This is a genomic window from Acinetobacter sp. ANC_7635, assembly GCF_056779945.1.
Genome location: NZ_JBWYIS010000001.1, coordinates 585522 through 607306, shown reverse-complemented (window position 1 = coordinate 607306; position 21785 = coordinate 585522). Strand labels below are relative to the sequence as shown.

The 21785-nt window shown below is 37.6% G+C and carries 22 protein-coding genes; 12 read left to right on the top strand and 10 right to left on the bottom strand.

Translation table 11 applies throughout. The features are described from left to right. Window positions 1-87 precede the first annotated feature (87 nt). Window positions 88-741 (top strand): TetR/AcrR family transcriptional regulator, encoded by a 654-nt coding sequence (locus AC1M89_RS03065; RefSeq protein ID WP_092766355.1) that lies wholly within the window; start codon window positions 88-90, stop codon window positions 739-741. Between the two features lie 118 nt (window positions 742-859). Further along, window positions 860-1780, top strand: a complete 921-nt coding sequence (argF, locus tag AC1M89_RS03060) for an ornithine carbamoyltransferase (RefSeq protein ID WP_092766356.1) — start codon at window positions 860-862, stop codon at window positions 1778-1780. 49 nt (window positions 1781-1829) lie between these two features. Here argF and AC1M89_RS03055 read toward each other — a convergent pair whose 3' ends face one another. The 8 genes from AC1M89_RS03055 to rpiA form a co-directional block, all read right to left on the bottom strand. Then, entirely contained in the window at window positions 1830-3122 is a 1293-nt protein-coding gene (locus AC1M89_RS03055; RefSeq protein WP_092766357.1) for an MFS transporter, read from the bottom strand. Window positions 3123-3337: 215 nt separating this feature from the next. Next, on the bottom strand, window positions 3338-3691 hold the full coding sequence (locus AC1M89_RS03050) for a YnfA family protein (RefSeq protein ID WP_481613891.1): 354 nt from the start codon (window positions 3689-3691) through the stop codon (window positions 3338-3340). A 61-nt stretch (window positions 3692-3752) separates the two neighbouring features. Beyond that, entirely contained in the window at window positions 3753-6029 is a 2277-nt protein-coding gene (gene clpA, locus AC1M89_RS03045; RefSeq protein ID WP_481613890.1) for an ATP-dependent Clp protease ATP-binding subunit ClpA, read from the bottom strand. Window positions 6030-6038: 9 nt separating this feature from the next. Next, window positions 6039-6452: an ATP-dependent Clp protease adapter ClpS gene (gene clpS / locus AC1M89_RS03040; RefSeq protein ID WP_035263688.1), complete on the bottom strand. Its 414-nt coding sequence runs from the start codon at window positions 6450-6452 to the stop codon at window positions 6039-6041. A gap of 16 nt (window positions 6453-6468) precedes the next feature. Further along, window positions 6469-7218 carry a DUF6776 family protein gene (locus AC1M89_RS03035; RefSeq protein WP_035263690.1) on the bottom strand — a complete coding sequence of 250 codons (750 nt, stop codon included), beginning with the start codon at window positions 7216-7218 and terminating at the stop codon, window positions 6469-6471. Window positions 7219-7294: 76 nt separating this feature from the next. Further along, entirely contained in the window at window positions 7295-8344 is a 1050-nt protein-coding gene (gene argC, locus AC1M89_RS03030; protein WP_481589944.1) for an N-acetyl-gamma-glutamyl-phosphate reductase, read from the bottom strand. A 648-nt stretch (window positions 8345-8992) separates the two neighbouring features. Further along, on the bottom strand, window positions 8993-9676 hold the full coding sequence (locus AC1M89_RS03025; RefSeq protein WP_481613889.1) for a M48 family metallopeptidase: 684 nt from the start codon (window positions 9674-9676) through the stop codon (window positions 8993-8995). A gap of 112 nt (window positions 9677-9788) precedes the next feature. After that, window positions 9789-10460, bottom strand: a complete 672-nt coding sequence (rpiA, locus tag AC1M89_RS03020) for a ribose-5-phosphate isomerase RpiA (protein WP_481591051.1) — start codon at window positions 10458-10460, stop codon at window positions 9789-9791. Between the two features lie 104 nt (window positions 10461-10564). Between rpiA and ilvA the strand changes: the two genes are divergently transcribed. From ilvA to AC1M89_RS03000, 4 genes are all read left to right on the top strand, one after another. Then, window positions 10565-12103, top strand: coding sequence for a threonine ammonia-lyase, biosynthetic (gene ilvA, locus AC1M89_RS03015; RefSeq protein WP_481589942.1), 1539 nt, complete (start codon window positions 10565-10567; stop codon window positions 12101-12103). 114 nt (window positions 12104-12217) lie between these two features. Beyond that, window positions 12218-12565 carry a hypothetical protein gene (locus tag AC1M89_RS03010; protein WP_179998108.1) on the top strand — a complete coding sequence of 116 codons (348 nt, stop codon included), beginning with the start codon at window positions 12218-12220 and terminating at the stop codon, window positions 12563-12565. 107 nt (window positions 12566-12672) lie between these two features. Continuing rightward, window positions 12673-13329, top strand: coding sequence for a potassium channel family protein (locus AC1M89_RS03005; protein ID WP_035263698.1), 657 nt, complete (start codon window positions 12673-12675; stop codon window positions 13327-13329). After that, entirely contained in the window at window positions 13329-14678 is a 1350-nt protein-coding gene (locus AC1M89_RS03000) for a TrkH family potassium uptake protein (RefSeq protein WP_180027881.1), read from the top strand. The genes AC1M89_RS03005 and AC1M89_RS03000 overlap by 1 nt, the downstream gene beginning before the upstream one ends. Before the next feature lie 245 nt (window positions 14679-14923). Here AC1M89_RS03000 and AC1M89_RS02995 read toward each other — a convergent pair whose 3' ends face one another. Continuing rightward, window positions 14924-15247, bottom strand: coding sequence for a hypothetical protein (locus tag AC1M89_RS02995; protein ID WP_481592687.1), 324 nt, complete (start codon window positions 15245-15247; stop codon window positions 14924-14926). Window positions 15248-15433: 186 nt separating this feature from the next. On the opposite strand from AC1M89_RS02995, the gene AC1M89_RS02990 reads away from it, so the two are divergent. The 5 genes from AC1M89_RS02990 (at window position 15434) to AC1M89_RS02970 (ending at window position 19066) form a co-directional block, all read left to right on the top strand. Beyond that, window positions 15434-16333 carry a LysR substrate-binding domain-containing protein gene (locus tag AC1M89_RS02990; protein WP_035263702.1) on the top strand — a complete coding sequence of 300 codons (900 nt, stop codon included), beginning with the start codon at window positions 15434-15436 and terminating at the stop codon, window positions 16331-16333. Window positions 16334-16418: 85 nt separating this feature from the next. Then, a complete protein-coding gene (gene trmA, locus AC1M89_RS02985) occupies window positions 16419-17504 on the top strand; it encodes a tRNA (uridine(54)-C5)-methyltransferase TrmA (RefSeq protein ID WP_481613888.1) in 1086 nt (361 codons plus the stop codon). A gap of 241 nt (window positions 17505-17745) precedes the next feature. Next, complete coding sequence (locus AC1M89_RS02980) at window positions 17746-17979, top strand: hypothetical protein (protein WP_035263705.1); 234 nt, start codon at window positions 17746-17748, stop codon at window positions 17977-17979. Window positions 17980-18094: 115 nt separating this feature from the next. Continuing rightward, window positions 18095-18331 carry a hypothetical protein gene (locus AC1M89_RS02975; protein ID WP_092766368.1) on the top strand — a complete coding sequence of 79 codons (237 nt, stop codon included), beginning with the start codon at window positions 18095-18097 and terminating at the stop codon, window positions 18329-18331. Window positions 18332-18478: 147 nt separating this feature from the next. Next, complete coding sequence (locus AC1M89_RS02970; protein ID WP_051586486.1) at window positions 18479-19066, top strand: lecithin retinol acyltransferase family protein; 588 nt, start codon at window positions 18479-18481, stop codon at window positions 19064-19066. A 218-nt stretch (window positions 19067-19284) separates the two neighbouring features. Here the strand turns inward: AC1M89_RS02970 and AC1M89_RS02965 are convergent, their stop codons facing one another. After that, window positions 19285-21006: a glutamine--tRNA ligase/YqeY domain fusion protein gene (locus tag AC1M89_RS02965; RefSeq protein WP_035263709.1), complete on the bottom strand. Its 1722-nt coding sequence runs from the start codon at window positions 21004-21006 to the stop codon at window positions 19285-19287. A gap of 165 nt (window positions 21007-21171) precedes the next feature. Between AC1M89_RS02965 and AC1M89_RS02960 the strand changes: the two genes are divergently transcribed. After that, a complete protein-coding gene (locus AC1M89_RS02960) occupies window positions 21172-21681 on the top strand; it encodes a peptidylprolyl isomerase (RefSeq protein ID WP_035263711.1) in 510 nt (169 codons plus the stop codon). The last annotated feature ends 104 nt before the right edge of the window (window positions 21682-21785 follow it).

Sequence of the window (21785 nt, the reverse complement as noted above, 5' to 3'; positions counted from 1 at the left end):
ATTTTGTTATTATTTTGAGTGTCAGGCGTTAAGTGCTTTAATTTGTTATACTCCATCTTCAATTTCATTTTTCGCTATTGTTACTGCATGCAACATCCATTTCCGCATATTGAAACTTCTGGTTGTGATATGCCCCATACTCGCCGTGGTCAAGAACGACGTTTAGCATTATTGCTAAGCGCCAATACGCTATTCTTGGAACGTGGCTACGATGCTGTGTCTTTGGATGATATTGTTCAACATGCTGGAGGCTCCAAAGCATCTATTTATAAATATTTTGGCGGCAAAGAAGGCCTTTTTACTGCTATATGTGATTATCGACGTGAACTCTTTTTTAAAGATATCTGTGTTGCATATGATCCAGATCATGGCGATTTTAGATCTTATCTGATACATACACTACTTAACTTTCATCGCCACATTAAAAAAGAAGATCATACCGCCTTTATGCGCCTCGTGATTGAGCAATCCCAAAAAAATCCAGAACTTGCTCTTTATTTGCACGAAAAAGGCCCTAAACATATCCAGTTAGCGATCGCAAATGCATTAGAAAATGCGCATAAACTTGGTGTGTTAAAATGTGAAAATCCTTTATTTTCTGCTCAATTATATTTTGGAATCTTAAGAAATTTAGAATGGAAAATTTTAATGGGGATACCAGTACTTGAAACCGATCAAGAAACCATCGAATACATCAGCTATTCTGTCGATCGCTTCCTAGATGGGCACCAAAAAGTCTAGTTTTTTTGCAATTCTCTTTACATATAGTATATTAGTCGATTCTCGTTTTTTTTCATCAACCAACAATTATTGGTCGTCTCATTCACTATTTTGACGAAACAATGATTGTGGAGTAACCATGGCTCTACGACATTTTCTTACTTTACGTGACCTTTCAACTGCAGAATTAAATCGCATTATTGATCGTGCTATAGAATTAAAACGCATGCAGCATAATCATGAAGTCTACCAACCCTTTGTTGGTAAAGTAATGGGAATGATTTTTGAAAAATCGAGCACACGTACCCGTGTTTCTTTTGAAGCTGGTATGACCCAATTTGGTGGTAGCGCAATTTTCCTCTCGTCCCGGGATACGCAATTAGGTCGCGGCGAACCGATTGAAGATTCAGCTCGCGTTATTTCAAGCATGCTTGATATTGTTATGATTCGTACTTTTGGCCACGATATTGTCACACGTTTTGCAGAATATTCTAAAGTCCCAGTTATTAATGCACTGACCGATGATCACCACCCTTGCCAATTGCTTGCTGATGTTCAAACATTCGTAGAACACCGTGGCGCTATCCAAGGCAAAACCGTTGCGTGGATTGGTGATGGTAATAATATGTGTAACTCATATATCGAAGCTGCACATATGTGGGGCTTTAAACTTAAGATTGCATCACCAAAAGGTTATGAACCAAAACCTGAATTTCTCTCTGAATTCGCGCACTGCGCCGAAGTTGTAGACTCTGCTGAAGATGCTGCAGTGAATGCCGACCTTATCGTTACTGATGTTTGGGCCAGCATGGGACAAGAAGAAGAGCAAAAAATTCGTGAAAAAGCTTTTGCTGATTTTCAAGTCAATGAACGTCTAATGGATCTTGCTCATCCAGACTGTTTATTTATGCACTGTTTACCTGCCCATCGCGGTGAAGAAATTTCAGAAAATATGCTCGATCACAAAAATGCTGTGGTATGGGATGAAGCTGAAAACCGCCTTCACGCTCAAAAAGCACTTGTTGAGTTCCTCATCAATGAAAGCTTAAAAAAAGATTAATTTCATCCACTAAAAAAGCACCCTCGGGTGCTTTTTTATTTTCTAATTCTTAATGATCATCTTTTAAATATTTAGGTTCTTTGGGAAGTTGCCAACTACAAAAGAAACATACGATTAAAATAATGATCACGTAAATAAAAAATGAATTTTCAATTCCTGCGGCCTTAAACTGCAAGGCAACAGAAGGTGCAGAACCACCAAATACGGCATTACCTATCGCATAAGAGAAACCTACACCCAACGCACGTACATGCGGAGGAAACATTTCAGCTTTTACAATACCGCCAATAGAGGTATACAAACTAAGCAATAGCATCAGGAAAATCAGTAGCATCGCGACAATGAATGGAGTTTCGCTGAAATATCTCATCCCGATTGCCATGACTGGATAGATAAATATAGCCATCAGACCACTAAACAACAGCATAGAATTTCTGCGACCAATACGATCTGACAATGCACCAAAGAATGGTTGCGCCACCATGAGTACAAAAATGCAGGCTGTCATCATCAACCCTACCGTTTTAGGATCTATTCCAATATTGGTAAGGTAAGTTTTTGAGTAAACTGTAATCACATAGAAACTAAGAGAGCCTGCTGAAGTATAACCAACTACCAAAAGGAAAGTTTTCCAGTGATTTTTAAAAAGCTCACGAAGTGTACCAGAATCTTCTTTATCACTTTCATCACTGGATAAAGTCTCTTCTAATCTACTTCTCGCTAATAAAGATAAAATTGCTGCAACACCACCAATAATAAATGGAATTCGCCATCCCCCATCATAAAGCTGCTGTTCAGACATAAAAGCTAAGAATATTACACCCAATAAACTTGCAAGGAGTTGACCACCCGTGAGCGTTACGTATTGAAATGATGAAAAAAAGCCACGTTGACCTTTTAAACCCAATTCACTCATATAAGTCGCCACAGCACCATATTCACCACCAACGGATAAGCCTTGAAGCAATCGAACCATTAATAATAAAAACGGTGCAGCCATACCCACTTGCTCATACGTTGGTAACGCTGCAAACATGAAAGAACTTATAGCCATCAATATAATTGAGATGACCATTGATTTTTTTCGACCGTGTTTATCTGCAATTCGACCAAAAAGCCAACTACCGATAGGTCGCATAAAAAAGCTTGCTGCAAATACACCCCACACATAGATGGCTTGGGTAGAACTATCCATATCTGGCGCAGTTAAAGCTTGGGTAAAATATACAGCAAATACTGCATATATATAAAAATCAAACCATTCAACTAAATTACCAGAAGCTGCACCAATAATTCCTTTGATACGGCTGGTTTTTTCTTGCTTGGAATATGTTGTAGACAAATGAAAAATCCTTATTCTAATTACATTGTTTATTGTCGAATAATGATGAAACTCTGAAGTATTTCAAAATTATAGGCGGAAAATATATGCCTATTTCATGCCAATTTAAAAAGCCTTTATGTAAATTTTATTAAATAGGCTTCTAAATTTTTATCAAAAATATTCAAGGTCGATTTATTATTAATTTAATTAAACAGACTTTCTCCTATAACAGCTCACCGAATTAAGCCTTGTGGCTGTAAAATGATAATCAGCGCCCCGAAAATAACCACTCCGCCACCAATGATATCCCATTTAGTAAGATCCATTTGATCCACAAACTTTAACCACAACAATGCCGAACAAATATAAATACCTCCATATGCAGCATATATTCGACCTGATGCTGCTGGATGCAAAGTCAATAACCACACAAAAGCAGCGAGTGCGACAAAAGTGGGTAGCCACAACCAATGCGAACGCCCTTGATTTAGGATCAAATATGGAAAGTAACACCCTAATATTTCCATCAGTGTTGTCAGAAAAAATAAAGCTGTCGTAGATATTACTTTTGTAACTTGTATGTCCATACTTTCACCCAAAAATTAAAGCCCGTTTAAATAAACGGGCTTTAATACAATTAATAACACACTATGCTGGTTCAGCTGCAGAATCTTCAAATACTTCCAACTTTAATCCAACAGCTTTGCCATCTTCTTTTTTAACTGTTACTGCTACATTACCGCCGTTTTCAGCCAGCTCACCAAATAAAATCATTTCAGCAAGCGGCTTTTTCAAATGCTCTTGAATCAAACGCTGCATTGGACGAGCACCCATCAGACGATCATAACCATTTTCACTTAACCAATCTCGTGCAGACTGATCTACTTCTAAAACAACTTTTTTGTCATCAAGTTGAGCTTGAAGTTCTGTAAGGAATTTATCTACTACAGAATCGATTACTGTCGTAGGTAGAGCTTTAAATTGAATAACCCCATCTAAGCGGTTTCTAAACTCTGGTGTAAATGCCTTCTTCATTGCTTCCTGATTATCACGACTATTATCTTGCTCTGTAAAACCAATACTTGTACGGGAAATACTTTCAGCGCCAATATTCGTTGTTAACACTATAATGACATTTCTGAAGTCTGACTTACGACCATTATTATCAGTTAATGAACCATGATCCATGACTTGCAGCAATAAATTAAACACATCAGGATGTGCCTTTTCAATCTCATCCAATAACAATACACAATGTGGATTTTTATGTATTGCGTCAGTCAGTAAGCCACCTTGATCAAAACCAACATAACCTGGAGGTGCACCAATTAAACGTGAAACCGCATGGCGTTCCATATATTCAGACATATCAAATCTGACTAGTTCAACACCGAGTAGTTTTGCAAGTTGTTTTGTTACCTCAGTTTTACCTACACCAGTAGGTCCTGCAAATACAAAACTACCAACTGGCTTATCTGGTGCTTTAAGCCCAGCTCGTGACAATTTAATTGCAGAGGATAATGCGGTAATCGCCTCTTCTTGACCAAATACAACTCGTTTAAGATCACGCTCTAAGTGCTCAAGTACAGATTTATCATCTTTAGACACAGTTTTAGGTGGAATTCGTGCAATTTTCGAAACAATATCTTCAATATTTTCAACTGTAATCAAAGTGTTATCTTGATCAGCTCTCAAACGTCGTTGTGCCCCTGCTTCATCTATTACGTCAATCGCTTTATCTGGGAGGAAGCGATCATTGATAAATTTAGCCGATAACTCAACTGCAGAAACAAGAGCTGCATCATCATATTGAACTTTATGAAATTCTTCAAATTTAGACTTGAGTCCACGAAGAATATCAATTGTTTCATTAATTGATGGCTCATTAACATCAATTTTTTGGAAACGGCGTGATAATGCATGATCTTTTTCAAAAACTTGACGATATTCTTGAAACGTTGTTGAGCCAATGCAACGTAAAGTACCATTTGCCAATGCAGGTTTGATTAAATTCGATGCATCCATAGTGCTACCCATACTTGAGCCTGCACCAATGATCATATGAATTTCATCAATAAACAAAATTGCTTCGGGCTTCTTCTTTAGGGCATTTAACAATTGCTTTAATCGTTTCTCAAAGTCACCACGGTATTTTGTACCTGCAACAAGTGCACCGATATCTAAACTATAGATTTCCGCATTCAGCAGTGGCTTTGGTGCTTTATGGTTAACAATCAGCCAAGCCAAACCTTCTGCTATGGATGTTTTACCCACACCTGGATCACCCACCAAAAGCGGATTGTTTTTACGACGTCGACATAGAATTTGAGCTGCACGCTCAATTTCTTTTTCACGACCAATCAAAGGATCGGTTTTACCCTTTAAAGCTTCTGCATTGAGATTTAGGGTATAAAGTTCTAATGGACCTGCATTTGCTGAGGCTGAGTTTTCACCATCTAAGTCATCCGTTTCTTCTTCAGCTGGAACATCTTCCTTACGCGCACCGTGTGAAAGATATTGAGTTAAAGTAAGACGATTGATTTGGTGGCGTTTTAGCAAATAAACCGCAAATGAATCTCTTTCTGAGTACATTGCAACCAGTACATCTGCACCTTCAACTGTCCGATCTCCACCACTAGACTGAACATGGAAAATTGCACGTTGCAATATACGATCAAAGCTTTCTGTAGGATGAGGCGCTTGCTCAGCATTATCGCCTAATTTAGGCGTATGTTGCTCTACATACTCTTCAAGTTCTTTACGCAAACTGACAATTTCTGCACCGCAGGCTTTTAGTGCATTCACGGCAGAATCATTATCTAAAAGTGCGAGTAACAAATGTTCAACTGTAAGAAACTCATGTCTCTTTTGACGAGCCATGCTAACAGCCAAACGCAGTGATACTTCTAATTGACGACTGAGCATGTGATCCCCTTATTCTTGTGGCTCGATCTGGCAAAGCAATGGATGACTTTGAGAGCGCGCATAATTGTTGACTTGATTCGCCTTGGTTTCAGCAATGTCTCTAGGATAGACACCTGCGATACCTTTCCCTTGATAATGTACTGTTAGCATTACTTCGGTAGCTTGGTCAAGATTCAATGCAAAGTATTGTTGTAAAATTTCAATTACAAAATCCATTGGCGTGTAATCATCATTCAACAATACCACATTGTATAAGGGAGGTCGCTTAAATTGCGGTGGTGCTGTTGCTACAGCTAAATCGCCATCGGCTTCATCATTTTGTGCATCACTCAATCGTGGATTGAAGTGCCAATCCACCAATCCAGATTGTTGAAATGATAATTTAATGTCATTGAGACATTTATGACGTTTATTACTTCGCATAGCACTCTATAATCTATTATTGAGAATTTGCCGCAGCTTGCGGTACTTCAGCTGCAAATGCAGCAGTTGATTCGATTGCTTCACCACGTTGCCAACTAAAGCGCTTGGTTTGAGCACTTGAGCCTTTTACACGGATTTCAATAAATTGGGGCGTAAAGCCTTTTGGCATCGTCCAACGACCAGTTAATCGCTGATAATGGTCGAAATTGAATGATTTTTCTGAAATTGGAACAACCAAGACTTCCGTACCTTGAATTAATCTGATTTCAATTTCACCAGATGCTTTACGTTTATTCGGACTGACTTGAACTAAATCAACCTGATATTCATATACATTTTCTGGAAGCGACTTAACAGCTAAATTTTGCACTGTTAAACTTAATCCACCACGTTGTCTCAGCACTTCTCGGAAAATCGCACTCTGACCTTCAATTTGAAGTTTTTCAGCGTTGGCTTGATTTAATGCAGCATACATATCATTTGAGTTAGTTACAGCAACATCACGTTCTTGAACTGAGGTATTTAATTTCTTATTCAGCTCAGATAATTCTTTTTTTTGTTTTTCGACAACTTCAACCAATTGTTCCGCGTCAGCATCATAACCAACTACAGTTAGACCTTGACGATGACCAACCGTATAGCCCAGAAGTAAACTGCCTGCACATAAGATGATTCCACCCGCCATAAGGGGTTTATTCGATTGAAAAAAACCGATATTTTTTTCATCTTTATGCTGTGACGTATTATTTGATTCTGAGTTTTGCATCGTCATCTCTAATTTATAAAATCAAAACACACATTTAACTGCAAAGTTAAATGTGTGTGAAGTCAAAAAAGGTTTTTTATGGTAATAAACCAATCACGTTAAGGCCTGCATTTTCCGCAAATCCAAACATTAAATTCATGTTTTGAACAGCTTGTCCTGCTGCACCTTTCACCAAGTTATCTTGGGCAACTAAAATGACTAACTTTGTTGGTTGTGGTTTATACAACGCAATACGTAAATCATTTGATCCACGAACAGAACGAGTTTCTGGTGAACTTCCTGCCGGCATAACATCAACAAACTGCTCGTTTTGGTAGAACTGTTCGTAAATTACTTGCAAATCGGCTTGCTGACCTGCTTCTGTTAAGTCGATATATATTGTAGATAACATGCCACGAATCATCGGCACCAAATGCGGAACAAAAAGGATATTGTCAAATACACCTTTCTGTCCCGATATATTTTCAAGCGCTTCAACAATTTCAGGATGATGGCGATGCCCTGCAACACCGTAGGCTTTGAAGTTATCAGCATTTTCAGTATAGATCATGCCTAAACTTGCTTTGCGTCCAGCTCCAGATACACCAGATTTTGCATCAATAATAATACTTTCAGGTTTTACCAATACTTCTGAAGATCTCAGTACAGGCGCCAAACCAATTTGAACTGTCGTTGGATAACAACCAGGATTACCAATCACTTGAGCTTGTTTAATTTTTTCACGATTGAGCTCAGAAAGCCCATACACTGAATTTTTAAGTAGATCTGGACAAGCATGCTCCATACCGTACCATTTTTCAAATTGCGCTAAATCCTGCAAACGAAAGTCAGCGGCTAAATCGATTACTTTTGTATTCGCTGCTACTAATTCTTCAGCGTGTTTCATCGCTACACCATGTGGTGTCGCAAAAAACACAACATCGCAAGACTTTAATAAATCTAAGCTTAAATCTGAAAACTCTAGATCGGTATGACCACGTAAACTTGGAAACATATCATCGACACGACGACCAGCCTCAGTACGAGAAGTCAGTGCTTTCACTTGAACATTTGGGTGTCGCAGCAAAAGACGCAAAAGTTCAACGCCTGTATATCCTGTACCACCAACAATACCAACTGAAATCACGATATCTACCTCTAAATGACTGTATTCGTTACAGGCAGTAGTATGACAGGAACTTGTGACTTTCTGAACCCTTTCATATGGTAATGCTGTTATTTTATAAGTTTAATAATTTAGATGGCTCTGTTAAGCATCTAATAAAGTCTATCATGTGACTTCATTGATTTACCTGCCAACTCAAATAGCATAAATACAGTGCAAATATAAACCCTGGGAGAGCAAGAAATACGATCGGATCCTGTTTCACAACAAAAGGAGTTACTCCCCATACCGAACATAACCCTCCACTCACGGAAAGCAATTTAGAAATCTTTTTTTTGATTTATCTATAAAATTGCCATGATCAATAATATCAACCACGCTATAGCCCCGCCAAAAAGCGATAAATAGTTCGTCCAATGAAAGTGAATAGGATTACTCGGGTTCAGTAGAATATACATGAGGATGCTATAAAGCATTAAAGCAGGTACAGACAAAATTAGAATCAAAAAAACACACACCAATTCGTCTTATGAGCATATTAGAGACAAACTAACCAAACAGAGCAATCATGATAGCCAAAATTTAGAATACCAGTCGCCAGATCAGACTAATTGACTAGCGCTAAACAATTGATTTTTTAATATCGACAAAGCAATCCCAGCATAATAATTAATTATGCATCCACCAATATGGCAACGGCGTTATTTTTAATTTTTTTCGGTTAAGTTTAAAATCTGGATCATACTTCGCCACTTCCGCCCAAAACTGAGCACTATGATCAAAATGCTTTGTATGTGCTAATTCATGCACACAAACATAGCGTGTTATTTCCTGAGGAAAAAGCACCAAAGCACTATTCAACATAATGTCCTGACGTGCTGTACAACTTCCCCACCGCGTTTTTGGCTGACGAATCTTACAGCCATGATAAGCTAAACCACACTGATCAGATACTTGAGCCAGATATACAGGCAGATGCTGTTTAGCATAATCAATAACAAAGGCTTTTAAATATTGTTGAGGCTGACGATCACTCACACTCAGCTCATTCATCACTGAATCAAACTTATAGTTTAATTTCTGCTGAATATATTGAATTTTAATAGAATTTTCTAAATTAAATAACTGTAAAGATAAAGGTAAAACGCGATCAATCTGTTGAATTTTACTTTGTTGTGCCTGCCAAGTTTGAACGATCCAAGCTTCTGAATCTTGAACAAACTGTTGTATTTGTTTATGGGTACAAAACCATGGCGCAGTCACACGAATTGACGTTCCATCTATACGTAGACGTAGTCTTTTCGATCGAATACTTTTGGTGATTTCAATATCAGGAAGGTCGGATAAAGTCATTGTTATTCTTTAATTATTAAATCCCCATCTCCCCCTTTAAGAAAGGGGGAAGAAAAGCCCCTCTATTTAAAAAGAGGGAGTTTAGGGAGACTAGCTCGTCAAGGAGTTAAAATTAAATCGCTGTACGCTCTTCAATACCGTTGTTGGTCGCAACAATCGCAATGTCTGCTTTATTCAAAGCAAAGATACCGTTGCATACCACACCAGGGATATCATTCAATGTTTTTTCAAGCTCAAGTGCATTTAAGATATTTAAGTTATGCACGTCTAAAATCACGTTACCATTGTCGGTCACTACACCTTCACGGTACGCTGGGTCGCCACCTAAAGAGACAATTTTACGAGCAACAGCAGAACGTGCCATTGGAATCACTTCAACAGGAAGTGGAAAATCACGCCCCAACTGATCTACCCATTTAGAATCATCTACGATACAGACGAATTTTTTTGCAATCGATGCCACGATTTTTTCACGTGTCAATGCCGCACCACCACCTTTGATCATGTGCATATGACGATCAATCTCATCTGCACCATCTACATATGCATCAAGACCACCCACTGAGTTCATATCTACCACTTCAATACCCAGCTTCTTCAAACGCTGCGCAGTCGCTTCCGAACTTGCAACTGCAGCTTCTAATTGAAGTTCAGGAAGTAAATCAATCAAAAAGTTAACAGTACTGCCTGTGCCTACGCCTAAAATGCCCCCTTTCGGTAAGTGTTTTAAAGCTGCTTGTGCTGCTGCTTGTTTTTTCTCATCTTGGGTTGCATATAGACTCATGACTTCACTCAACTAATTTGGACTTTTGCAGTTATTTTAAACCGCTAAGCCTTATGGTTTGTTACAATAAGCGCCTATTTTAAACTGTTAGATGGAAAATTAACATGCTGTCTCGTTTGGTTCGACAAATTTTACAAGCAACGGTATACGACGTTGCTATCGAAACCCCACTCGAAGCGGCACCACGAATTAGTGAACGTCTTAACAATAATATTCGTTTTAAACGTGAAGACCTACAACCCGTATTCTCCTTCAAACTCCGCGGTGCCTATAACAGAATCAGCCAACTTCCTAAAGCTCAACTAGAACGAGGTGTCATTACCGCTTCTGCTGGTAACCATGCTCAAGGTGTAGCACTCTCAGGAAAAAAATTAGGAATTCGCGCGATTATTGTGATGCCTAAGACAACACCAGACATTAAAGTCCAAGCTGTAAAGCGTTTGGGTGGTGAAGTCGTACTTCATGGTGATTCTTTTGACATCGCAAATAAATACGCAATTCAACGTGCGCAAGAAGAAGGAATGACTTTTATTCCGCCTTATGACGATGAACTCGTTATGGCTGGTCAAGGTACAATTGCCAATGAAATTTTACGTCAATGGCGAGATGTGGATTATGTATTTGTTGCCGTTGGTGGTGGAGGTTTGATTGCAGGTGTTGCTGCTTACCTTGGTGATGTAGCACCGCATGTCAAAGTTATTCCTGTGGAATATGACGAGTCAGCTTGTTTAAAAGCTGCTTTAGAAGTAAATGAACGTGTGATTCTGCCTTCAGTTGGTTTATTCGCCGATGGTACAGCCGTGGCGCAAATCGGTGAAAAACCTTTTGAAGTGATTCGTCTGCAAAAATCTGACAATTCAGGTCCAATCGTAGAACCAGAAGTTGTTCTTGTGAATACTGATGAAATATGCGCAGCAATTAAAGACACCTATGATGAATGCCGTAGTATTGTTGAGCCGTCAGGTGCGATGGCACTTGCAGGGATTAAAAAATATGTGGCTGAGCACGGCTTAGAAGGTAAAAACATCGTTTCAATTGTATGCGGTGCAAATATGAACTTTGACCGTTTACGTTATATTGCAGAACGAACTGAATTAGGTGAACGTAAAGAAGCTATTTTTGCTGTTACGATTCCTGAACAAAAAGGTGCATTCCTCAATTTCTGTCGTGCCCTTCAAGGTCGAAATATTACTGAATTCAACTACCGTGCAAGTAGTGCGACTGCAGCGCAAGTATTTGTTGGAATTAGTTTAAAAAGCGGCGAAAAAGAACGTCAAGAAATATTCGAAACATTAAAGTTTCAGTATGATGTGGATGACTTATCTGACGATGAAGTTGCCAAATTACATATTCGCTACCTGATCGGTGGTCATGCTGATATTGAAAATGAACGTTTATTCCGCGTTGAATTTCCTGAACGTCCAGGTGCATTATTAACATTCTTGGAACGTCTTGGTCCAACGCATAACATTACCCTGTTCCATTATCGTAATCATGGTGCGGCTGAAGGTCGTGTATTGGTTGGACTCGAAGCTGAAGATGCACAACAAAACCCTGATGGTTTAGTTGAAACGTTAGAAAGTATCAATTATCCATACGAAGAAATTACCAATAATCTTGGTTATCAACGCTTCCTCAAATAAAATCAATACAGCCTGTCATTTTGACAGGCTTTTTTAATTCAATAATTGATATACAATTAAAATCGAAAGATAGAAAAAACGATCACTTTAAAATTTTAGATATTAAGATAAATCATGCAAATATGGTTCAGTTTTGTAGTAATTCCTTTTCTCATGTGGATCATCTTTTCCGCAATTCTGTTTATTTCGAAATATCTATATCCTGAAGTTACCACCTTAAGCAAATTCCTCGAAGTTTTTATTTTTTTAGGTTATGCAGCACTCCCCTATATCATGTTGGGATTAGCACCTATTTATCGTTATCGTATGACGTTGATATATATGATGGCAATTGTGATCACAACAAGTTTCGTTCATGCTAACTTTATGATTGATCATATTCATTTAACTTATATTTACTTAGCACTTTCATGGACATTGATTTCAATCACGATTTACTATTTTTATAGTGATCACAAATAATCCTCAACAAATGAATTGAATCAACTCAGATCAACAAGATAAACTCACTCAAAGCGAAATTAAAATCAAATCATCACTTTCTGATCTTTAAAATTTTAGGATATTCAATGGCGCTATTTGCAGTAATTGGCTTAGGCAGCTTTGGCGGTACAGTTGCATTAGAACTCACTCAATTAAAACATGATGTGATTGGAATCGATACTGAAAAAAAATACGTTGAAAATATCTCTGATAACATCAGTCATGCTGTCATCGCCGATGCCACAGATGAACATGTACTTCGAGAACTGAATGTACAGAATTGCGATGCCGTCGTTGTCGCAATTGGAGAAGATATTGAGGCCAGTATTCTATGTGTCCTCAACCTTAAAAATTTAGGCGTAGAAAAAATCCTAGTAAAAGCAAAATCGAAAGCCCATCATATGATTTTGACGCATCTCGGTATTGGTCAAATTATTCATCCAGAAGAAGACATGGGTATTCGCGTTGCACAATCATTAAGTTATCCAATGGTTAGACGCTATATGGCGTTGAATGATGACCGTTATATTGTCAAAGTGGAAGTGGGTGAAAAACTACAAGGTGTAGAATTTAAAGATATCATGGAGCACAGCGACGGCGTACAAACATTACTATTACAACGTGGCACACATGTAATTTATGACATCGCACCTGGTACATTGCTGCAAAAAAATGACATTTTAATTGTTGAAGGTCCTGTCAATCTTTTACGTAAACTCTCATCGAGATTTATTTCGAAATGATGAAATTTTATGATCAATTGATCAATAAAAAAACGCAAAGTATCAATTTGAGTCCACCAAGTTTGCTTGCTTTGGGCTTTCTCAGTTTTATTATCATTGGAACATTACTGCTAAAACTTCCCTTTGCACACGAAGGAAATGTCTCTTGGCTAGAAGCCTTATTTACCGCCACGTCTGCTGTGACAATTACGGGACTTTCTGTGGTCAATATTGGCGAGGCGTATACGACTTTTGGTCAGCTCATCATTATGCTACTCATCCAATGTGGTGGCTTAGGATTCATGACCTTCGCAATTTTGGCTGCATTGAGCCTTTCCACTAAACTTGGTTTAAAGCAACAAGTGATGGCTCAAGAAACAATTGGTCAAACCAGTTTAGCAAGGGCCTCGTTCACTGTTAAAGCCGTCTTATTGTATTCTCTATTTTTCGAAGGGATTGGAACATTCATCCTGACATTTACATGGCTTCAATACTACGATTTTAGTGATGCTCTGTTTTATGCAGCCTTTTACAGTATCTCAGCATTTAATAATGGTGGTTTCTCTCTTTTTCCAAACAGCTTAATGAGCTTTTCAGGTCAATATGCTGTAACACTGACCATCAGTATGTTGTATATTATTGGTGGAATAGGTTTTGTGGTACTTATGGATATCAAACGCGCTCATAAGTGGAAAAAACTCTCAACAAACAGCAAACTCATTCTTTCTACTATCGCAGGACTCAATCTATTTGCCTTTATTATGATTTGGTGTTTAGAAGCAAATAATCCATTGACCCTCGCCCCAATGTCAATTGGAGACCAAGCATTAAATGCTTGGTTTCATGCCACAGTACCGCGATCCTCTGGATTTAATAGTATTGATATGGCCAGTATGAGTGATCCAGCAACCTTGGTGACTATGCTATTAATGTTTATTGGAGGCGGATCTTTAAGTACTGCTGGTGGTATTAAAGTAGGTACATTTATTATTGTAGTATTAAGTGTGATCACGTTTTTGAGACGAGCTGACGAAGTCACTGTTTTTAAACACTCGATTCCTGCAACTGTCACCTATAAAGCTCTTGCGGTCATTAGCATAACTGCTATGCTCATTTTCATTGGTTTCTTTACGCTGTTAATTTTAGAGCCTAATAAACGTTTTCTAGATTTACTATTTGAAGCTGTTTCCGCGGCTTGTACAGTCGGATTATCTAGAGGTATTACTTCAGAATTACAACCTGCAAGTTTATATATGCTCATGATACTGATGTTTGCGGGTCGTCTCGGTCCTTTGACATTGGCTTATTTAATTGCAACCCCTAAAAAAAGCAGGTTGAGTCATCCTAATGCTGAAATCCAAGTGGGTTAGATAGAATTCACTTGGATCTAAGGTGAAGTTGATCGATAAAACACGAACCAATCCAAAAATAGATCAGATGTTTATAGCCATAAGTGCGTTTTATGTATGATAGCCATGATTTCTTTATGCAAAGCATTGAACTTATCATGAATTAACACAAACTTAGAACTTTGCAATCAATAACCCAATACAAAGAAATTAAAAGACTCAAGGTAACTCCAAGTCTTTTCACCATATGCGTGTGATTAAAAAAATTATGATTGGAAACCAATATAACGATTGAGGTTTTCGACACCCAATGCAACTTTATAAATTTTAAACTGAGCTAAATCAGAACGTGTAATCTCAGTAAACACATCCGAGTTTTCATCATCTGCATGAATTTCATCTACTGTGCGAGGCATAGTTGCTTCAAATTCATCTGAAATAAATTCAAATCCCAAGTCCATAGCAATAAACAATGTATGATCACAAGGTTGAATATATTGCTCTTCATTCCAGTCGATAACAGCGTGTTGACAATGCGGGCACTGTACATTTTCTTGAGGATCTTGAAGTTCAATTGTTGTATAAGCCATGTCAACCTTAAGTATTACGTGCTATAAAACATAAGTTTAACCATTGCTTTTAGATTTTTAAATAGCCCTCTTTATTCATTACTACATATAACAACCTTAGATTTTAGAGAAAACACAGCAACTCAATTGACTATTCAGAACAATAATGTATTTTTTAACAAAACGTCGCATATATGGAATGAATCCATGCTTTCAGATTTAGATGATTTTTATTGCTTTGCCCTTGTTGTCGAACATGGTGGTTTTAGCGCTGCCGAGCGAGCAACCGACATTCCCAAATCAAAATTGAGTCGACGTGTTTATAATTTAGAAGAAAATCTCGGTGTAAGGCTTATTCAACGTAGTTCACGTCATTTTGCTGTCACTGATATTGGGATGAACATTTATCGCCATGCGCAAGTAATGATGAATGCTGCCCAATCTGCTCATGATTTGGTAGATCATTTAAGTGAACAACCAAGAGGCTTAATTCGTGTCAGTTTACCCGTATCAATTGCCCAGCATGAAATGACCAAAATACTGCCAAATTTCCTTAAGCAGTATCCTGAAATTAAAGTTCAATTGATGGTTACTAATCGACGTGTCGATATCATCAATGAAGGAATTGATTTAGCGCTTCGTGTTCGCTCAAGTTTGGATGATGACCCAAGTTTGGTCATTCGAAAATTTGAAAATATTGAACAACATCTTTTCGCCAGCCAGGCTTATCTCAATGAATTTGGATCTATCAAAAAACCTGAAGAACTCTCAAATCATCGAATATTAAGTATGGTTGATGAACATACTGATCAACAACTCGTACTACATGATTCAAACAACAAATCGATTAAAGTCAAAGTGAGTCCAGTCGTGATGGGCTCTGACTTACTTATGCTTGCACAACTTGCAAGTGACAATTGTGGGGTAGCATTACTCCCAGACAGTATTGTTGAAGATTATATTAAAGATGGGCGTCTTGTTAAGGTTCTGCCTAACTGGAATGCACCACACGGTATTTTTCATGTGGTTTACCCTTCTCGCCGTGGTTTATTACCAGCTGTACGTGTGTTCATCGACTACTTAGTTGAGCACCTCACCAAAAGATAGTCACAACAGCATAAAGATTTAGAAGAATGTTGGCTTATTATTTGCTACCATTCACTCTGCTTTGTGCTAGTTTTTTTTAGATTTTATGACTTCTATTTATCAACAACAACTTGATGCAAAAATTGAACGTATCCGCAATCAATTTGCTGAATATCAACCACCTGAACTAGAAGTTTTTTCATCTCGTGAAAAACATTTCCGTATGCGAGCTGAGTTCCGTATTTGGCATACAGAAGATGATATGTTTTATGCCATGTTTGAACGCACGGAAGATGGTATTCAAAAGAAAGTTGTACGTGTTGATGAGTTTCCAATCGCGGATAAATCTATTAATGATTTAATGCCAGTTCTCCTCTCTGAACTAAAATCAAATGCAGTGCTCTCTAAGCGTCTGTTTGAAGTACATTTTCTTTCAACGTTGAACGGTGAAATGCTGGTTTCATTGATTTATCGTTGTCCGCTTGATCAAGACTGGGAACAACTAGCAAAAAATTTATCTTCAAAACTCAATATTAAGATTATTGGTCGCAGCCGTGGTCAAAAAATTGTATTGACGGATGAATATGTAGTTGAAGAATTACAAGTATTTGACCGTAAATTCAAATATAAGCAAATTGAAAGTAGCTTCACGCAACCTAATGCACAAGTTTGTCAAAAAATGCTGGAGTGGGCATGTAATGCAGCTCAAACCAGTGATAAAGATCTTTTAGAGCTTTATTGCGGTAATGGTAATTTTACCCTTCCATTATCGCTAAAGTTTAATCGCGTTCTAGCAACGGAACTGGCTAAATCATCAGTTTATGCAGCGCAATGGAATATTGAGCAAAATCAAATTAATAATATTCAAGTTGCTCGCCTTTCAGCTGAAGATTTTACCTTAGCATTCAATGCAGAACGTGAGTTTAGACGTTTACAAGAAGCCAATATTGATATTCAAAGTTATGACTTCGATACTGTATTTGTAGATCCACCTCGTGCAGGCATTGATGATGATACCTTGAAGCTGCTTCAACGCTTTAACCGTATTATTTATATTTCATGCAATCCAGATACTTTGCACGACAATTTAAAGATGTTATCGGAAACTCATAAAATCACTAAATTTGCGCTGTTCGATCAATTTCCTTATACCCACCATGTCGAGTCAGGCGTTCTTTTAGAGAAAATTTAAACAATTTATTTCTTACTAAATGGACAGTTCTTACACTGTCCATTTTTTATGCTTTTTGAATTTCACTTAAAAATCATATGAATAAAGAAAATTTAATTTTTTAATGTCATAATTTCGTTAAACTTTAGGTTTATCATCGAAATATTTATTTTAAAATGTGCCTTAAATCACGATTACAAACTTGCATTAAATTTTAAATCGACTATATTTCGACCTATCTTTGGTTGCAAATGAAGGCTCTATGAGTTTTTGGCAAAAGCTGTTTTCATCAGATTCGCAGCAGAACGAGCATAAAAATCAAATTGCTTGTGTTGAAAATGATTGTTCATGTAAGACTAACGATCAGTTGATCGAGGCTTTACAAAAGGCATCAGATGAAGATGTAATCCGCGGAATCAAAAAAGTTCTTATTTCGCGTGGCTATTCAAAAAAAGATCTTACTGATTTATTGAGTAACAAAATCACCCTTCAGTAAAGAAAAAAAGCACTGCATAGACAGTGCTTTTTTTTATGATAAATTTTCTGTTCAATTTAAAAATGTTCAATTAAGATAAGCTCATAGGATAATTAAAAATACATTTGGGGATTCAATGAAAAATATTCTATTCATTATTTTAGGGGCGACTTTCATATCGCTTAGTGGTTGTAATAAGCTACCTTCAGCATGTGAGGAAGTTTGGGGCAACATTGAAAAATTAGCGAAAGAGAGCGGTATTCCTCAAACTGCCATAGATCGTCAAAAAATCGAGTTTGAAGAGCAAATTAAACAGCTTCCTAAAGAAGATGCAATTAAAAATTGTGAAGCACAAAATGCTTTCTTCTCATAACTTCATTTGAGTTGAATAAAAAATTTAGGCACCTTTTTTAGGGTGCTTATATTGTATTTATACCTCATTATTTATTTCCAATTCGGTTATACTGTGGACTCTCTTTCAATAAATGTACATCTGTAAAGTTATTGGAATATTTTATAAATGCGGCATAAACACGTCAAAACATTCCCTCTTGGTGCTCACTTAATTGTTAAGCATTTTGGTTATTCACATCATGGTATTTATGTGGGTAAGGGTCGTGTTATTCATTATTCAGGTTTTGCCCATCTCTTTAAAAAACATCCGATCGAAATTACATCTCTGCAAAAATTTGCACATGGCAAAAAAATTACGATTCGGCATTATAGCACCCCCAAATATTCAGGTCGTGCTGTCGTAAGACGAATGCGCTCTCGAATGCATGAAAATAACTATCATCTCATTATTAATAATTGTGAACACTTATGTTCTTGGGCGATCACGGGCATCGAAAGTAGTCCACAAGTCATCAAAATGATGAATAGACTCACCACTATTGGTTATATCAGCTCACTCATGAGCTACTTAAATAGTCTTCTTTTAACTTTAGCAACCACCTGTTTTGCTTTGGTATTTTATATTAAGAAAAAGTTAAATGATCAGCGCAAACTGAAAGGCCCTGTGTATATCGCTTTACAGCAACATCAGAAACTAAAGCAAAAAAAAGCCCCGCTTAAGCAGGGTTTCGAGGAAAACAAAGTTTCAAATTAACCTTTCGGTTGAATTAAATATGCGCTTGAAAATCCAAATAGTCAAATATATATTTGAAATATAATGTTATTTTAGTTTTTATTTATAAATTATTAAATTATTCTTAAATACTCACCTTTATCTAATCATGTGAATTTAATCACAAAAATTATTTATTAACCTAAATTTGAATAAAAAAAAGCCTGAATCAATCAGGCTTTTTTTGATATTACCAAACTTTATTTTGCAGGCTTAAAACTATCTTTTAAATCCAAAATACGGTTAAAGACAGGTTTTTCAACAGTATGATCAAATTGATCAGCGACAAAATAACCTTCACGTTCGAATTGGAATCGATCTTCAGGTTTCGCTTGAGCTAAAGCAGGCTCAATTACCGCTTGAACAATTTTTAGAGAATCTGGATTTAAATTCGCTAAGAAATCATCGTCCGCATCAGGTGCGGCTTCAGTAAATAGACGATCATAAATACGAACTTCAGCAGGAATCCCTTTATTTGCAGATACCCAATGAATAACACCTTTGACTTTACGACCTTCTGGATTCTTACCTAAAGTATGCGGATCGATAGAGCATTTAAGTTCAACAACTTCGCCATTTTCATCCTTAATCACTTCATCACATTTAATCACATAAGCATGACGTAAACGGACTTCACCACCAGGAATTAAGCGTTTAAACCCTTTAGGCGGCTCTTCCTCAAAATCTTTACGATCAATATACAATTCAGAAGTCAGTGGAATTACACGATCACCCATATCAACATTTGGATGGCGTGCGTGTGTTAAATCCATATCCTCTGGAAGGTTGGTCAATGTCACTTTAAGAGGATTCAATACCGCCATACCACGTGCAGCAGTATTTTCTAATGATTGTCGAATGCAGAATTCAAGCATTGCAACATCGACAATACCATCAGTTTTAGATACGCCCACACGCTTACAGAAATCACGTAAGCCTTCTGGAGTAAAGCCACGACGACGCATTCCCACGACTGTAGGCATACGTGGATCATTCCAACCATTGACGTAACCACCTTCGACCAGCTTACGTAATTTACGTTTTGAGGTGATGGTGTAATCAACATTCAAACGGCTTGATTCGTACTGGCGTGGAACTGCTGGAGAATTTACCTTAGCGACAACCCAATCATAGAACGGGCGATGGTCTTGGAATTCAAGCGTACATAACGAGTGCGTAATGCCTTCAATCGCATCAGACAAAGGATGAGCATAGTCATACATTGGATAGATTTTCCACGTATCGCCTGTTTGATGATGCTCAGAATGTAAAACACGGTAAAGAATTGGATCACGCATATGTACGTTCGGTGATGCCATATCAATCTTGGCACGAAGTACTGCTTGGCCTTCTCCAAGCTCACCATTACGCATTTGTTCAAAACGTGCTAAGTTTTCTTCAACCGTTGCATCACGTTGCGGAGAATTTTTACCTGGTTCTACAAAATTTCCACGATTCAGCTTAATTTCTTCAGGAGATTGCAAATCGACATATGCATCACCTTGTTTAATTAATTGAATCGCCCATTGATACAATTGATCAAAGTAACTTGATGCGTAGCGTGGTTCACCATTCCAGTCGAAACCGAGCCATTTAACATCGTTCGCAATACCATCTACATATTCTTGTTCTTCTGCATCTGGATTTGTATCGTCAAAACGAAGATTACATAAACCAGAAAATTCTTCTGCAATACCAAAATTCAGGCAAATCGCTTTAACATGTCCAATGTGTAAATAACCATTAGGCTCTGGTGGAAAGCGCGTCACGACTTTATCTGTACGCCCTGCTGCAAGATCTTCTGTAATTACTTGACGTACAAAGTCTAAGCCCGGTTGTTGTTCTTGCTGCGCAGCATCGACTGATGGATTGTTAGTCGTCGGGGTATTTGGCAGGGATGAAACAACATCATTCGGCTTCATAGTTGATAAATCACTTCTATAAGATAAAATAGGATAATTAAAACGCTATCTTCATATTATTAACAAAGAAAATAACGTTTTTGCTTGCCTTGTAGTTTACAGTTTGCTTATGCTTCTCTCAACCACAAACCCATGGCTTTTTGTCCATGATCAGGAGATTATAGAATGAGTTTTCCTCAAGTCGAATTAAACACCAATAAAGGACGTATTGTTCTAGAGCTTAACTCTGAAAAAGCACCTAAAACTGTTGCTAACTTTTTAGAGTACGTTCGTGATGGTTTTTATGATGGCGTAATTTTCCACCGTGTAATTGACGGTTTCATGATCCAAGGCGGTGGCATGGATGAAAACTTCAAAGAAAAAGCAACTCGCGATTCTATTGAAAATGAAGCTGACAACGGTTTAAGCAATGACGAAGGTACGATTGCCATGGCACGTACTCAAGCTCCTCACTCAGCATCTGCACAATTCTTCATTAACGTGAAAAACAATGCTTTCCTTAACCATACGGGTAAAACAGCTCAAGGCTGGGGTTATGCAGTATTTGGTAAAGTTGTAGAAGGTATGGACGTTGTTAATGAAATCAAAGGCGTTCGCACTGGTAACCGTGGCTACCACGCTGACGTTCCACTAGAAAACGTTGTGATCGAATCTGCTAAAATTATCTCTGAATAAAAAACCTACCCCTTAACTTATTAAGTTTTCAAGCACTGCTTTAAAACGAATATCATGTTCAAGGGATCGTTTCGCCATCTAAAGTTGATGGGGATGTAGGCAAA